We start from the raw sequence: 14,893 nt of genomic DNA, 5'->3' as shown, positions 1-14,893 counted from the left end.
CCCACTTCGCCGGATCAACCTTGAAGTGGTTGTCCGGCCGGTCCGGGTACGGCAGCCGCCCGAGGAACTCGCGACCGGTTTCCAGCAGCGTGTCCAGCCCTGACTCCCCCCAGCCGAGCCCTGGCCTTCGCCTCCTGGGCGATGAGCTGCACGTGCACCGACGACGACTTCGCCACGGCTTGGCCTTTCTCCGCCGCCTCAGCAGCCTGCCGGAACCTGCCTTGGGTCAACGCGAACCACGCAACCATCTCCTGAGCCCACCCAGCGATCTCAGGATGACCGGCCTCCAACCCGAGTTGCAGTGCTGCTGACCGAGTCGACTCGGCCGCGGTCCGCATGCCCAGGTCGTACTCGACGCACCCCGCGAGCAGCGCAAGCCATCCACCGGCGACCAGGAGGTCCTCATGAGCTTTCAATCCGACCGGACGACGCAGAAGCGCCGCGACGTGCTGCGACCAGCTGTGCGCTTCGTCCCGCAACTCAAGGGCATCGCGGCGGTTGTACTGGCAACACAGCTTTTCGATGGTCGCTTGCAAGGACTCGATGGTCCGCGCGGTCGTGTCACTCGCCTGCATCCGCTGAACCAACTCAGCCGTCTGCCACGGCGTCCGGTCCAACCTGCTCACCGCATCACCTCGCGCCGCCGCCAGCAGCTCCCCCTTGGCCCGCAACGCCTCGTCGCAAAGCCGGGCCAGCTCCTCGGTCGGCCCCTTCCGACCGTTTTCCACGTTGCTCAGATACCCACGGCTGTAATGCGTAGCCCGCGCCAACTCCGCGAGCGACCACCCCCGATGCCCGCGATACTCCCGCAACCGCTGCCCGAAGCTCACGTTGTCCAGTGTCACCCATGCCTTTGTATCCCTGCATCCTCATCCCGCGGGATACAGGGGAAAGCTCCAACTGACGAACCGTACTCATGACACTCGACTCATGAAAGCCATCGGGAGCGAGCTGAAGGAAGGCGACTGGGTCGTCTGGGAGGACTACGGCGTAGGACTGGTTTCACACATCGTCGGCGAGTGGATGTGGATCTGCTGGAGCACAGTCGGCCATCTGCATCACCATCGGTCCTTCGCCAGGCATGTGCAGAAGCTCAATCCCTGACCGGCGGGGCGCGCGTGTGCAGCTTCGGACCGCACGCGTCCCGCCTTCCAAAGCCATGCCCCAGCGATGGCGGCTGTTCTTCACAGTGCGAGAAGACTCAGCGCGGCTCAGAATCTGCCGAATGAGCCCGTAGGCGTGCCGCGTGACCTGAACCATCCAGTCGTGCGGGAGCGCGGATACCCGGTGCTGCCCCAGGCGCCGGACGCAGCGCCCTCACCTCCCTTCCTCATCTCCTTCCCCGGCCGCGCTCAAGGAGTGCGGCCCTTGGTGGTGGTGGTCAGGCGGTTGTTCGGGGTGGTGACGGCGATGGCGCCGGTGGTGTCGGTGCGGGTGATGGTGGTGCCTTGGCGGGTGAGGAGGTCGAGGGTTCTGGGGGCGGGATGGCCGTAGTCGTTGTCGGGGCCGGCGGAGATGAGGGCCAGGCGGGGTTGAGTGGCGGCCAGGAAAGTGGGGTCCTGGCGGGCGGAGCCGTGGTGGGGGACTTTGAGGATGTCGGCGCGGAGGTCGGGGTGGGTGGCGAGCAGGGCTCGTTGGGCTTCGGGTTCCAGGTCGCCGGTGAGCAGGATGCGGACGCCGGAGGTCTCGGCCAGGAGGGTGATGCTGGCGTTGTTCTCGGGTGAGCCCTCGTCGGAGGTCGGGGACGGGGCGCCGGAGGTGGGGAGAGCTGGGACCCGGGCGGGCCAGAGGGTGGTCCAGGTGATGGGGCCTAGCGTGCGGCGTTCCCGGTAGGTGACGGGGCGGATGGGGATGTGGTGGGCGGCGGCCAGGGCTTGCACTCGGCGGTGTTCGGCTGGTGGGGAGTAGTACGGGGTGACCTCGATGGCGTCGACCTGGCGGTTGTGCAGTACGCCGGCCAGGCCGCCGGCGTGGTCGGCGTGGAAGTGGCTGAGGACGAGGACCGGGACGTGGTGGATGCCCAGTTCGCGCAGGCAGCGGTCCATCGGCGTCGGGTCGGGGCCGGTGTCGACGACCACCGCCGAGCTGGGGCCGGCGCGGAGAACGAGACCGTCGCCTTGACCTACGTCGCAGGCGACGAGGATCCAGTTGTCCGGCGGCCAGCCGAGGCGTGGGGTGGGGCGGAGGACGACGAAGACCAGGACGGCGACGGCCAGGAGCATGGCTAGCGGGCGGGCGAGCAGTCGGTGCAGGCCGAAGGTGAGGGCCAGGCAGAGCAAGGTGAGGAGGCCTACGCCGACGACGGTGGCGGGCCAGGGGCTGACGGCGCCGGGCAGGTCCGCGCCGGTTTCGGCGACGAGGATGATCCAGCGGGCCGGCCAGCTCGCCAGCCAACCGGCGAGACGGGCCAGATCCGAACTCAGCAAGGCGATTCCAGCGGCACCGAAGCCGAGGATCGTCGCGGGGCCCACGGCTGGACCGGCCAACAGGTTGGCTGCGACGGCGACGAGGGAGACCTGACCGGACAGCCAGGCGACGATCGGCGTACAGGCGAGTTGGGCGGCCAGCGGGCAGGCGATGGCTTCCGCGAGGCGGATCGGCATCCACGTGGCGAGCACGTCTCGCCAACCGGGGCCCAGGAGCACGATGCCGGCCGTGGCCAGGACGGAGAGTGCGAACCCGGCTGAGCGGGCCAACGACGTGTCGAGCAGCAGCAGGACGATCACCGCGACGGACAGGCTGCGGACGGCACGACGGCGGGAGCCGCCGGCGGTCATGGCAGCGAGCGCGACCAAGCCCATGGCGGCGGCGCGCAGGACGCTGGGCTGGGGGCGCGCCAGGGTTACGAAGACGACGACCATGGCGAGGCCGACGACGGTCAGTCCTCGGGCGCGGACGCCGCAGAGCCGGGCCAGTGGGAGGACGAAGGCGAGCAGCAGTGTGAGGTTCGTGCCGGAGACAGCCGAGAGATGGGTCAGCCCGGTGAGTTCAAAGTCGTGCACCAACTCGGGTGGGAGGGCTGACTCGTCGCCCATCACCAGGGCGGGCACGAGGCCACGGACGTCCGATGGCTCCCCTTCCACCGAGGCTCGCAGGCCGGCGCGGACGTGTTCGGCGGCCAGGAGCCACCAGGGCGGTTCGGTGAGGACCTTCGGGGTCGAGCGGGCGGAGAGCATCGCGGCGATGTCGGAGCCGCGGTCGGCAGGGCTCAAGCGGCCGGTCGTCTCGATGCGCTGACCGAGGCGGACGTGCTGCCACCGGGCGGAGCCAATCACCAGGACCGGTGTCCGCAGGCGGGTGGTGGAGCCTCGGGCGGTGACCTGCTCGACCGTCGCGTTCAGTACGACGTACGGCGGGCGGCGGCTGCCGGAGCTCTGGCGGACGGCGGGGTCACTGGTGATTTTGAGCTGGAGCTTGGCGGTGGAGTTGGCGGCGGCGAGGGCTGGGATCGGACCTGCGGTGAGCTGCTGAAGCTGGAAGGCGGAGGCGGCCGCCATGCCGGTGACCATCGTGGTGATGGCCACCAGCATGAGCAGGAGGCGTGATCGGCGGCGCAGGGCGATGCCGAGCAGGACGACCGAGATCGCTGCGGCGAGTCCCGCGGTGGTCAGGGCGAGCTGAGTCGAGAAAGCCATCAGCACGATGGCCGTGAGCCAGCCGGCAGCCGCGGGCAGTAGGAGGCGAAGATCGAGCGGTGGGCCGGCTGAGTCCTCCGGTGCGGGGTCAGATGCGGACATGGGGTTTCAGGTCCTCGTACTTCTTGGTGCCGACGCCGGGGACCTCCTGGAGCTGGTCGATGGTGGTGAACCGCCCGTGCTCGGTGCGGTAGTCGAGAATGCGCTGGGCCAGGACCGGACCGACGCCGGGCAGCGCGTCGAGCTGGTCGAGCGTGGCGGTGTTGAGGTCGACGGAGGTCGGCGTGCTGCGGCCTGGCGTCGGGTTCGGACCGGGCGGCGGGAGGTTGGGCAGGCCGACGAGGATCTGCTCGCCGTCGGTGACCGGGCGGGCGAGATTGAGCGTGGTCAGGTCGGCGCCGGGCAACGCGCCACCGGCTGCGGCCAAGGCGTCGGCGACGCGGGCGCCCGGGCGGGTGTGGATCAGGCCGGGGCGGCGGACCTTGCCGGCGACGTGGACGACGACGGTCGTGGGCGGGGTGGCGGTCGAGGCGGCGGGCGGATCGGTGGGCGAGGTCGGGGCGGCCACCGGGGAGCCGGTGACCAGGGCTGGGGACGGGCGGTTGTCGGGCACGGGCTCGGGCTGGGAGCGCAGCACCGAGCAGCCGGCCCAAAGCAGGCCGATGGTGAGGACCAGGGCAACCACGGCGAGGTGCCGTGGGGTCAGGCTCCAGCGGGTGCCTTGCAGGCGCTCGGGGAGCTTGGTGTCGGGGATCCAGCCGCCTCGCACTTCGTCCTCCCGTTCGTCGGCCGGTCCCCGCCCGGACGCGGCGCGCAGCCGGGCCAGGGCAGCCTGGCGGTCGGCCGGGTCCGGCGCGGGAGGTCGGCGTGATGGCTTCACACAGGGAAAGTACGAGCGAAAAGCCGGTCGGCCGCGGGCAATCGACGACCTGTGGAGAACCGTGCGCAGTCAGCGCAGGGTGGCCACGACGGCCGGTGGAGAACCGCGCGCAATCAGCGCGGTAGCAACGACGACGGCCGGTGGAGAACCGCGCGCAATCAGCGCGGTAGCAACGACGACGGCCGGTGGAGAACCGCGCGAAGTCAGCGCGGAGCGATGACGACGGCGAGCATGCCGGGACCGACGTGGGCGCCGATGACTGCTCCGACCTCGCGCAGCACGATGGCTTCGGCCTGGGGCAGGCGGTCGGCAAGGCCGTCGGCGAGCGTGTGCGCCTTGTCGAGGTTGGCCAGGTGATGGACGGCGACCTGGACCGGCCCGGCGCCGGCACGCTGGACGGCGATGTCGGCGAGGCGAGCGATCGCCCGGCTCGACGTACGGACCTTCTCCAGCGGGACGATGCGGCCGCCGCTGATGGTGAGCAGCGGCTTGACGGCCAACGCCGTGCCGAGCAGGGCCTGCGCGGCGCCGATCCGGCCGCCGCGGCGCAGGTACTCCAGGGTGTCCACGTAGAAGTACGCCGACGTCGCCGCCATCCGGGCCCGGGCGGCGGCCTCGACCTCGGCCTGCGACGCGCCGGCGGCGGCAGCGACCGCGGCAGCGAGCACTGGGAAGCCCAGGCCCATCCCGAGGGAGCGCGAGTCGACCACCCGCACCGGAACCGGCGACTCCTTCGCGCCGATCATCGCCGCCTCGACCGTGCCCGACATGTCCCCGGACAGGTGGATCGACACGATCGACTCCGCCCCGGCCGCGGCACACCGCGCGTAGGTGTCGGCGAACGACTGCGGCGCCGGCCGGCTGGTCGAGACCGGGGTGAAAGTTTTCAGCGCCTCGGCGACCACGTCCGCGCTGGTGTCGCCGTCGTCGTACGACGTGCCGCCGATCACCACCTGCAGCGGTACGACGGTCAGCGGTTGCCGGAGCACCTCGTGCGCCGACAACCCCGCCGTGGAGTCGGTGACGACGTGCACGCGGGCTGACATGCAGCGAGGTTACCGGACAGTTTTCGTCGGCGCCTGGTGCCAGACTGCGAAGAATGAGGGAGACCAGCGAAGAGATCGCGGAGCTGCAGCGGCTGCTGGACGCGGCGTACGGGCGTTCCACCGAGCATCTCCGCAGCATCGTCACCGAGCAGCGCAGGCTGGACGCACAGGAGCTGACCCAGGTCCTGACCGGCATGTGCACGCTCAACCTGGCCACGGTCACCGCCACCGGCGAGCCCCGGATCAGCGCGGTCGACGGCCACTTCCTGCACGCACGCTGGGTGTTCAGCACCTCCGGCAGCGCGGCGAAGGCGCGGCACCTGCGGGCCAGACCGGCCGCCAGCGTGTCGTACGTCGACGGCGAGCGGATCGGGGTGTTCAGCCACGGGCGGGTGGAGTTCCTGACCGATCAGCACCCGGACTTCCAGGAGATCGAGGACCACCTGGTCGCGCACTACGGCAGTTCGCCGTCCAGCTGGGGCGACGACATCGTGTACTGCCGGCTCCAGCCGCACTGGATGGTCGGCTACGCGTTCGACAAGTCCGCCGTCCTTCCCGGCTGACGGACCGCAAGCAGAAGCGAGGTGGCGGCCAACCCCTCCAGTGGCTGCCACCTCGCCGTGAGCTGACTCCCCCTGGTTGTCAGCTCGGTGAGCTACTGCTTGCCCCGGGGAGCCCCAGCGGTCGACCCCACCGGTGGGTGACCAAACCCACCGGCTTTCCCGTGTCGACCGGGCCGGCACTCGTCCCCTGTGTCGTGTGCCTGACCACTGCTGGAGCCCCACCCCGGGTCCGGTGCCCTGACGGCGCACGGCACCCGGTATCGCGTAGGACAGACCCGCACGCCGCAGCACGCCGGAGTTCACGACAGCTGAGCGGCGCCCCCACCGGTCCCTGCCGGACAACCTCCGCGTCGCCTCCACCCGGCCCGTGATCTGCCTCGGCGCTCCGGTGGTCCGCGCTTGCCTCGTCACGGTGACCACCTCCTGCCTCGGACAGCCGGCCCGGCCGTCGATCTCTGTCTCGTGGAACCTGCCCTACGACGTACATCCTGGTCGCGGCGGCCATGTCAGGACGAGGCAGAAAACCCGGCAGTTGCCCGGCAGCTTCGATGCAGCCGAAAGGAGCACCCGGCACGAGCACCCGGAGTAGAAGCCGGGACGAGCCCGCAGGAGCGGCTCAGGAAAGCGCAGTCAGTACGTCGTCCGCCAGCCGCCGGACCGCATCGGCCGGGTCGGGCTCAGGCCAACCGGCAGCTTCCGACGCACTCGCGCAGGACTCCTGCAGCACCGCCCAGGCAGTCGGCAGCATCGGCGGGTCCATGGTCCGCTGCCAGGCCAGCAACTGGCCGCACAGCCGGTCAGCCGCCTCGGAGTGTCCGTCGGCGTGCAGCACGGCCACCGCCTCGGGCAGCACGTCCAGGAGGTACACCACTCGTCCCTCGACCTGCAGCCGGCTCACAGCGTCTCTGATCGACGTCCGAGCCACCGTGAGGTCCCCGGCGCGCCGAGCCAACCTGCTGCGGTACAGCATGACGAGGTAGTCGAAGTAGCCCCGGTGTCCCCGGATGTCCGCGTCCGCCTCATCCAGCAGCGCCTGCGCCTGCTCGAAGCGGCCCTCCTGGTACTCCACCATCGCCAGGCATCCCGCGACCTTCGTCCGCTCGGGGTCGTCGGACGCCTGGCTGTCCCGGGCCAGCTCGGCCCAGCGCCGGGCATCCGCCAGGTTGCCGAGCTCCAGCTCGACCCGGCTCAGTGCCAGGTACGCGATGTCGTCCGGGTAGACCTCCGGATTGACCAGCGCGGCCTCCCAGGCCAGCAGCAGCTCCTTGGCCTCCGGCAACCGCCCCCACCGGGCCAGAGCAAGACCACAGATCGCCTGCACGGTCGCTGACCGCTGGACGTTCCCGTGCTCCCGCGCGTCGGCCACCAGGGGCGGGATCTCCGCCAGGCTAGCGGTGTCGAGCAGCAGAGACCCGGACGACACCCAGCCACCCCGAGCCATCAGTCCCATCTCGGACTCCGGCGCGATCAGCGTGCGCGCTTCGCCGTAGTACCGCCGGGCGGCCCGCACGTCACCGGTCAGGTTCGACAGTCGGCCCGCGATGGCCAGCAACCTGCCGCTGGTCCCCTGGTCCGTCACGTTCTCGGCGCACTCGACGGCCCAGCGGATGCCGCTCTGCGCGACGCTCGCCTGGTACTGCCAGGCGACCCGGAAGCCGAGCACGATCTGCGCGGCCGTGTCCCACTGCTTCAGCTCGGTCGCACGCTCCAGCGCCACCTCGAAGGTCGCCGAGTTCGCGTTGGCCGCCCGGTACCGCTGCTGGTCGGTGCCCTGCGACGCCAGCCCGGCGTAGGCGTGCTCGCGGATCGTCTCGAGCATCTTGTACCGCGCGCCGTACAGCGCCTCGAACTCCAGCACCGGCTGCAGCAGCGACTTGTCCACCAGCTCGGCCAGCAGCATCGGCACGTCCAGCGGGTCGATCGGCGGCCCGGTGCACACGCCGACGACGGCGTCGAGGGTGAAGGGCGAGCCGAGCATGGACGCGCGGTACAGCAACTGCCGGGCGGCGTCGGACAGCGCGTCGACGCTCCAGGCGATGGTGTCGGCCAGCGTGCGCTGGTGCGGCGCGCCGAACCGTCGCGGCCCCGACAGCAGCCGGAACCGGTCGTCCAGCGCGGCCAGGATCGTTTCCACCGACAGTGATCCGGCCCGGGCCGCTGCGAGCTCCAGCGCCAGCGGCAAACCGTCCAGCCGCTGGCAGAGCCGTGCGACCGTGGCGGCGTTGGCCGGGGTCAGCTGGAAGTCCGAACGCACCCGCGCCGCCCGCCGGACGAACATCTCCACCGCCGGGCTGGCCGCGATCTCGGCGAAGTCCCGGTCGTTCGCCGGTACGCCGAGCACTTCGACCCGGCGGACCACCTCGTCGGGCAGTCCGAGCGGGATGCGCGACGTCACCAGGACACCGACGCTGGGAAAGCTGCGGACCATCCGGTTCGCCACCGTCGCGACGCCGTCGAGCACGTGCTCGGCGTTGTCCTCCACGATCACCAGGTCGCCCGGTTTCCGCCCGGACAGCACGTCGTCCAGGTCGGACGTGCCCGGCGCGGTCCCGAACGCGTCCAGGATCGCCGACGGTACGGCGGCGTCCCGCTGCACGGTGGTCAGGTCGACGACAACGACCGTGGTGTCCGCGCCGGAGAACCGGTCGGCGGCGGCCAGCGCGAGCTCGGTCTTGCCGACGCCTCCCGGCCCGACCAGCGTCACCAGCCGGTTCTGCCGCAGCAGGTCGGCCAGCTCCAGCAACTCCTTGTCCCGCCCGACCAGTCCGTCGGGAATCGGCCGCGTTCCCAGCCAGCGCATCCCGGTCGAGGCCGGCGCGCCGACGGCGATCACCGGGCGGATCGAGCCGTGCCCGGCCGCGGCGAGGAACCTGCCCGCGTCACCGTCGCGCAGTCCGAGACCTTCGGCCAGCAGCCGGACCGAGTCCTTGCGGGGCTTGGCGACCCGGCCGGCCTCCAACTCGCGAATGGTCCGGACGCTGAGCCCGGCCGCCTCGGCCAGCTCCTCCTGGGAAAGCCCTGCCTGAACCCTCAAGTCGAGCAGGAGATCGGCGAACCCGCCGCTTCGTCCCGCCTCCCGGCCCTCCGCGTCCGACAAAGCCCGTCACCCCCTCTGAGCCTCACACCGCCACAGCACAACATAGCGTGACAACGCCCCCGGAAACCGGACGCGCGGGGTGACCGGACTCACAGCGGCCGCCGGCGTGAATATCGGACGGAATTCCGCAGCGATTGAAGGTTGAAATTCAAAGGTGTGGTCACGACCCCGGTGAAATGCGGTGGGTCAGGCGCTGACCCGGACCTCGCCGGCATTCTGCTCGGCGTACAGGGAAAGCACGCCGGACCAGTCCTCGATCCGGGCGGCGGTGTCGGCGCGGCCGCGGTCGGCGTTCAGCAGGCTGCCGGCGCAGATGCCTCGGGTCGCGCGCACGATGAGTTCGGTACCGACGCCGCGCCAGTGCTCGCGCAGGGAATCGAGGGCCGCCATGCCGCTATTCAATCCAGGTCGTGTTTCGCCGGCGTAACACCTCCGGCAACATCGCGATAAGTCACCGAGAAACTCCGGACCGAGCGACGACGGTGATTTGTTGACCGTCAGCTCGGCAGCCAGGAAAGCCGGACCTGACGGTCCGGATTGTCGACGTTGGTGTCGACCAGACAGATCGACTGCCAGGTGCCGAGCATCATCCGCCCGTTCAGCACCGGGATCGACGCGTACGGCGGAATCAGCGCCGGCAGCACGTGGTCCCGTCCGTGACCGGGGCTACCGTGCCGGTGCTGCCACCGGAAGTCGCGCGGCAGCAGCTGCTCGAGCACGGCCAGCAGGTCGGTGTCGCTGCCCGCGCCGGTCTCCAGGATCGCGATCCCGGCCGTGGCGTGCGGCACGAACACGTGCAGCAGTCCGTCCCCCTGGGCCTGGTGGGCCTCGGCGGAGACGAACTGCTCGCACCTGCTGGTCAGGTCGAAGACGACCTCGCTGCTGCCGGTCCCTACGTCGATCAGTTCGGAGCGCATGACCGCAGCGTGTCAGGCCGGGACGATGTTCACCAACTTCGGCGCGCGGACGATCACCTTGCGGACGCCGCGACCGTCCAGCGCCTTCTGCACCGCCTCGGACGCCAGCGCCAGCTGCTCCAGGTCGGCTTCGGAAATGTCCGGGGCGACCTCCAGCCGCTCCTTCACCTTGCCCGCGATCTGGACGACACAGGTCACCGACTCCTCGACCAGCAGCGCCGGGTCGACCTTCGGCCAGCCGGCCTTGGCGACGGTCGGCGCGTGGCCCAGCTGCTCCCACATGTCTTCGGCCGTGTACGGCGCGACCAGGCTCAGCAGGATCGCGACCGTCTCGACCGCCTCGCGCACCGCCGGGTCGGCCGCGCCCGGGCCGGAGTCGATCGCCTTGCGGGTCGCGTTCACCAGCTCCATCACCCGGGCCACCATCACGTTGAACCGGTACGACTCGATCAGCTCGGTCGCGTCGGCCACCGTGCGGTGGGTGATCTTGCGCAGCGCCAGGTCACCCGCGGCCGGGTCGGCCCCGACCGGCGCCTCGACCGAACCGCTCAGCCGCCAGGCGCGCTGCAGGAACCGCAGCGAACCGCCCGGGGACAGGTCGGCCCAGTCGATGTCGTCGTCCGGCGGACCGGCGAAGACCATCGTCAGCCGGATCGCGTCGACGCCGAACTCGTCCAGCTGGTCGCCCAGGTTCACCCCGTTGCCCAGCGACTTGCTCATCGCCTTGCCCTCGTTGATCACCTGGCCCTGGTTCAGCAGCCGGGTGAAGGGCTCGACGGCGTTCAGCAGGCCCATGTCGTGCAGCGCCTTGGTGAAGAACCGCGCGTACAGCAGGTGCAGGACCGCGTGCTCCTTGCCGCCGACGTACTGGTACGCCGGCATCCAGCGGTTCACGGCCTCGGGGTCGAAGGCGCCCTCGGTGTAGTCCGGCGAGCAGTAGCGCAGGAAGTACCAGGACGAGTCGACGAAGGTGTCCATCGTGTCGGTGTCGCGCTCGGCGGCACCGCCGCACTTCGGGCACGCGACCTCGACCCAGTCGCGGACCGACGCCAGCGGCGAGACACCCCGGGGAGCGAGAGCCGCGCCGCGCAGGTCGGGCAGTTCCACCGGCAACTGGTCGTCCGGCACCGGGACCTCGCCGCACGAGGGACAGTGGATGATCGGGATCGGCGCACCCCAGTACCGCTGCCGGCTCAGCAGCCAGTCGCGCAGCCGGTAGTTGATCGTGCGCTCGCCCAGTCCCTTGTCCTGCAGCCAGTCGATGATCCTGGCCTTGGCCTCGGCGACCGGCAGGCCGTTCAGGTCGACCTCGTCGTTGGCGCTGTTGATCGCCGGGCCGTCACCGGTGTAGGCCTTGCCGTCGAAGCCCTCCTCCGGCTGCACGGTCCGCACGATCGGCAGCCCGAACTTCTCGGCGAACTCCCAGTCGCGGCTGTCCTGCGCCGGCACCGCCATGATCGCGCCGGTGCCGTAGTCGGCCAGCACGTAGTCCGCGGCCCAGATCGGGATCCGCTCGCCGGTCACCGGGTTGGTCGCGTACGAGCCCAGGAAGACGCCGGTCTTGTCCCGCTCGGTGCTCAGCCGCTCGATCTCGGTGGTGGCCTTGACCGCCTTCAGGTACTCGTCGAACGCCGCCCGCTGGTCCGGCGTGACCAGCTCCTCGGCCAGCTTGGAGTCCGGCGCGACCACCATGAAGGTGGCACCGAACAGCGTGTCCGGCCGGGTCGTGAAGACCTTGATCGGCTCGTCGCGTCCCTCCACCTGGAAGGAGGCGAACGCGCCCTCGGACCGGCCGATCCAGTTCCGCTGCATCAGCAGGATCTCTTCGGGCCACTCCAGCAGCGACATGTCGTCCAGCAGGCGCTGCGCGTACTCGGTGGTCTTGAAGTACCACTGGGTCAGCTCGCGCTTGGTGACCTCGAACCCGCAACGCTCGCAGCGGCCCTGCACAACCTGCTCGTTGGCCAGCACGGTCTGGTCGTTCGGGCACCAGTTCACGTACGACGCCTTGCGGTAGGCCAGCCCGCGCTCGAAGAACCGCAGGAACAGCCACTGCGTCCAGCGGTAGTACTCCGGGTCGGAGGTGTGCAGCCGGCGCGACCAGTCGAAGCTCAGCGCGTACCGCCGGATCGACTCCGCCTGGGTCTCGATGTTGGCGTAGGTGTACGTCGCCGGGTGCTCGTTGCGCTTGATCGCGGCGTTCTCGGCCGGCAGCCCGAAGGAGTCCCAGCCGATCGGGTTCATCACGTCGTAGCCCTGCTGGAACCAGAACCGGGCCAGCACGTCGTGCAGTGCGAAGACCTCGCCGTGGCCCATGTGCAGGTCGCCCGACGGGTAGGAGAACATCGTCAGCGCGTACCGCCGCTCGGCCGATCCGTCGTCCCGCGCCTTGAACGGGTCGAGCTTCTCCCAGACCGGCCGCCACTTCGCCTGCATGGCGTCGAAGTCGTAGCCTCCCCGGTCGATCGGGCCGTCCGCCGCGTGCTCCTGCTCGCTCACCGTCGTACTCCTGCATCGTGTGTTGTTTGAGCAAACCCTGCCAGACGCCGTTCCGGCGCATAAAAAAGCCCCTCGCACAGGAGGGGACGCCGTACTGACCGGCGCTCATCGGGCGCCTGGATGCCAGTACGGCTAGCTAAGGAGCAGGTTCACTCGCATAGCACCAGATTACCCCATCCGCCAGCGCGATGTGACCGGGTTCACCGACCGGCGAAGGTCGTGCCACCGGTGCGTCGGTACTCCCCCGGTGTCCGGCCGTACCTCCGGCGGAAGGCGGTACTGAACGGGCGGACGTCGGAGTAGCCGCACGCGTGGGCGACGGAGGTGATGGTCGTCGACGGATCGAGCAGCAGCTGCGCGGCCAGCTCGAGGCGGAGGCGGCGCAGGGTGGACATCAGCGAGGAGCCGGTCACGGACCGGAACAGCCGCTCGGCGTGCCGCTCCGACAGGTGGACCGCGGCGGCGACCTCGCGGACGGTGATCGGCCGGGCCAGGTTGTCCAGCAGCAACCGCTGCATCGCGTCGACCACCACCGCGTCCCGCGCCTGCGACCGGGCCGTCGGCTCGACGGACAGGTCCTCGTCGAAAGCGAACGCGCGAGCGGTGTCGAGCACGAGCGTCGCGCCGAGGGCTGCCAGCGATGCCTGGTACCCCGACTGCGGGGCCGCCGCCTCGGCCGCCATTCCCCCAACCGTCGCGGCGAGCCCGCCCGTCCGCGCCGACACCACCGGCCCGTCGGTCCTGGTCAGCCCGGACCACCACCCCGCGCCCATCGGTCCTCGCGTGACCGGGCGGAAGGTGAAGCCCCAGAAGGCGATGCCGAGGGGATCGGCCCGGCTGGACTCGATCTCGTGCGCGTCGCCGGGGCGGGCGAGGAAAACGGTGCCGGGGCCGACGGCGTACTCGGTGTCGCCGGAGGTGAAGCGGCCCTCGCCGGCGTACGCGAGGCAGACCTCGTGGAAGGAGTGGCTGTGCCGGTAGTTGAGCCAGTACTCCGGCCGGTAGTGCCCCCAGCTGACGAAGTCCGCGCGGAACCCGTCGACCTCGCAGGACTCCAGCAGCCCCGCGAGGTCGACGAACCGGTCCGCCGTAACGACCGAACCCAAACTCAAACGCCGCTCCTGCCGGTCGGGTCCACTCCCCTCAGCATCATGCCCTGCCCGAGCGAGTGGTCGTGCGTCTTCACCGCGGGCGGGTCCGCCGGGTCGCGGTACTGCACCAGCCACGTCGTCCGCGCCTCGTCGCTGACGTTCACCCCGGACCCGTGCACGGTCAGGTAGGTGAAGAACAGCACGTCCCCCGCCTCGGCCGGCTGCGGCACCGCCGACTCGAACGGTACGTCGGGCAGGTGGAACGCGCCTTCCGGGTCGTGCTCGCGCGGCCCGTCGAGGTGGCTGCCCGGAACCACCCGGACACAGCCCTTCTCCTCCGGCGCGTCGTCGAAGTGGAAGATCGCGGCGCCGACCCGGTGCTCGGTGTGCGGGAAGAACGGGTGGTCCTGGTGCAGCGGGAACGGCGACCCGTTCTCCGGCGGCTTCACGAACAGCTTGGTGTGGTGCAGCTGCACGTTCTCCACACCCAGCACCGCGGCGGCCACGTCGGTGAACCGCGGGTCCACCAGCAGCCGGGAGAACGCCGCGTCGTAGAACTGCGCGTCGTGCAGGTGCTGGAGCCGCGTCGCGCCCTCGGACAGGCCCGCCGCGGACTGCCAGGTCGGGTCGTCGTCACGGTTCAGCTGGGCCAGCAGCTGGTGGCTGCGCTCCCGGTAGAAGGCCGCTTCCGCCTTGCTGAGCAGGCCTTTCACCAGGACGAAGCCGTTCTCGGCGTACTGCGCGGCCAATTCCGGCAGGTCCGTCCGGCTCGGCGTGATCGTCATCTCGAAGTCCTCCTGATCGGGTCCTTCGAGCCTAGGAACACCGGCGCCCGGGCGGCAGGACCGCGCCGGACGCCGATGTTCGCGAGACGGACACGCGGGGCCCGGGCAGCTACTCCCGCTCGGCCGGTGCGGCCGGGTCCGCCGGAACGACGATCGGGCGGATCCGGGCCCACAGCACGAAGAGGGCGGCGAAGACGAGCATCGCGATGCCGCCCCACAGGTTGATGTTCAGCCCGTCGGCCTTGGCGATCTCCTGCGGGTCGGCGATGATGCCGAGAATCGTCAGCACCACGCCGTACAGCCCGATCAGGGCCGCGATCACCACCCGGATGTCGAACGCCCCGGCTTTCTGCTTTTGGTCGGCCATCTGTAGTCCCCTT

General features: G+C 70.5%; 13 protein-coding genes. 2 read left to right on the top strand and 11 right to left on the bottom strand.

Annotated elements, in window-relative coordinates; all coding sequences use genetic code 11:
* Positions 1–14: 14 nt before the first annotated feature.
* Positions 15–845: a helix-turn-helix domain-containing protein gene (locus tag KFLA_RS11765; protein WP_041289280.1), complete on the bottom strand. Its 831-nt coding sequence runs from the start codon at positions 843–845 to the stop codon at positions 15–17.
* Positions 846–930: 85 nt separating this feature from the next.
* Between KFLA_RS11765 and KFLA_RS37905 the strand changes: the two genes are divergently transcribed.
* Entirely contained in the window at positions 931–1,104 is a 174-nt protein-coding gene (locus tag KFLA_RS37905) for a hypothetical protein (RefSeq protein WP_012920009.1), read from the top strand.
* Positions 1,105–1,352: 248 nt separating this feature from the next.
* On the opposite strand, the gene KFLA_RS11760 is transcribed toward KFLA_RS37905, so the two are convergent.
* The 3 genes from KFLA_RS11760 to KFLA_RS11750 form a co-directional block, all read right to left on the bottom strand.
* Positions 1,353–3,635 carry a ComEC/Rec2 family competence protein gene (locus KFLA_RS11760; protein WP_237706776.1) on the bottom strand — a complete coding sequence of 761 codons (2,283 nt, stop codon included), beginning with the start codon at positions 3,633–3,635 and terminating at the stop codon, positions 1,353–1,355.
* An 88-nt stretch (positions 3,636–3,723) separates the two neighbouring features.
* A complete protein-coding gene (locus KFLA_RS11755; protein ID WP_237706775.1) occupies positions 3,724–4,515 on the bottom strand; it encodes a ComEA family DNA-binding protein in 792 nt (263 codons plus the stop codon).
* A 203-nt stretch (positions 4,516–4,718) separates the two neighbouring features.
* Positions 4,719–5,561: a DegV family protein gene (locus KFLA_RS11750; RefSeq protein WP_012920006.1), complete on the bottom strand. Its 843-nt coding sequence runs from the start codon at positions 5,559–5,561 to the stop codon at positions 4,719–4,721.
* A gap of 53 nt (positions 5,562–5,614) precedes the next feature.
* Between KFLA_RS11750 and KFLA_RS11745 the strand changes: the two genes are divergently transcribed.
* Entirely contained in the window at positions 5,615–6,124 is a 510-nt protein-coding gene (locus KFLA_RS11745; protein ID WP_012920005.1) for a pyridoxamine 5'-phosphate oxidase family protein, read from the top strand.
* Between the two features lie 616 nt (positions 6,125–6,740).
* Here the strand turns inward: KFLA_RS11745 and KFLA_RS11740 are convergent.
* The 7 genes from KFLA_RS11740 to KFLA_RS11710 form a co-directional block, all read right to left on the bottom strand.
* On the bottom strand, positions 6,741–9,221 hold the full coding sequence (locus KFLA_RS11740) for an ATP-binding protein (RefSeq protein ID WP_012920004.1): 2,481 nt from the start codon (positions 9,219–9,221) through the stop codon (positions 6,741–6,743).
* A gap of 186 nt (positions 9,222–9,407) precedes the next feature.
* On the bottom strand, positions 9,408–9,611 hold the full coding sequence (locus KFLA_RS11735) for a hypothetical protein (RefSeq protein ID WP_012920003.1): 204 nt from the start codon (positions 9,609–9,611) through the stop codon (positions 9,408–9,410).
* Positions 9,612–9,718: 107 nt separating this feature from the next.
* Positions 9,719–10,138, bottom strand: a complete 420-nt coding sequence (locus KFLA_RS11730) for a YjbQ family protein (protein ID WP_012920002.1) — start codon at positions 10,136–10,138, stop codon at positions 9,719–9,721.
* Between the two features lie 12 nt (positions 10,139–10,150).
* Positions 10,151–12,637 carry a leucine--tRNA ligase gene (gene leuS, locus KFLA_RS11725; protein ID WP_012920001.1) on the bottom strand — a complete coding sequence of 829 codons (2,487 nt, stop codon included), beginning with the start codon at positions 12,635–12,637 and terminating at the stop codon, positions 10,151–10,153.
* 200 nt (positions 12,638–12,837) lie between these two features.
* Entirely contained in the window at positions 12,838–13,749 is a 912-nt protein-coding gene (locus KFLA_RS11720) for a helix-turn-helix domain-containing protein (RefSeq protein ID WP_012920000.1), read from the bottom strand.
* Complete coding sequence (locus KFLA_RS11715; RefSeq protein WP_012919999.1) at positions 13,746–14,513, bottom strand: phytanoyl-CoA dioxygenase family protein; 768 nt, start codon at positions 14,511–14,513, stop codon at positions 13,746–13,748. Before KFLA_RS11715 ends, KFLA_RS11720 begins: the two co-directional genes overlap by 4 nt.
* A gap of 109 nt (positions 14,514–14,622) precedes the next feature.
* Positions 14,623–14,880: a hypothetical protein gene (locus KFLA_RS11710; RefSeq protein ID WP_012919998.1), complete on the bottom strand. Its 258-nt coding sequence runs from the start codon at positions 14,878–14,880 to the stop codon at positions 14,623–14,625.
* Positions 14,881–14,893 lie beyond the last annotated feature (13 nt).

The sequence above is a fragment of the Kribbella flavida DSM 17836 genome (assembly GCF_000024345.1).
Lineage (GTDB): Bacteria > Actinomycetota > Actinomycetes > Propionibacteriales > Kribbellaceae > Kribbella > Kribbella flavida.
Note: the sequence above shows the minus strand (reverse complement) of the source record. Positions and strands in the feature narration are given on the sequence as shown.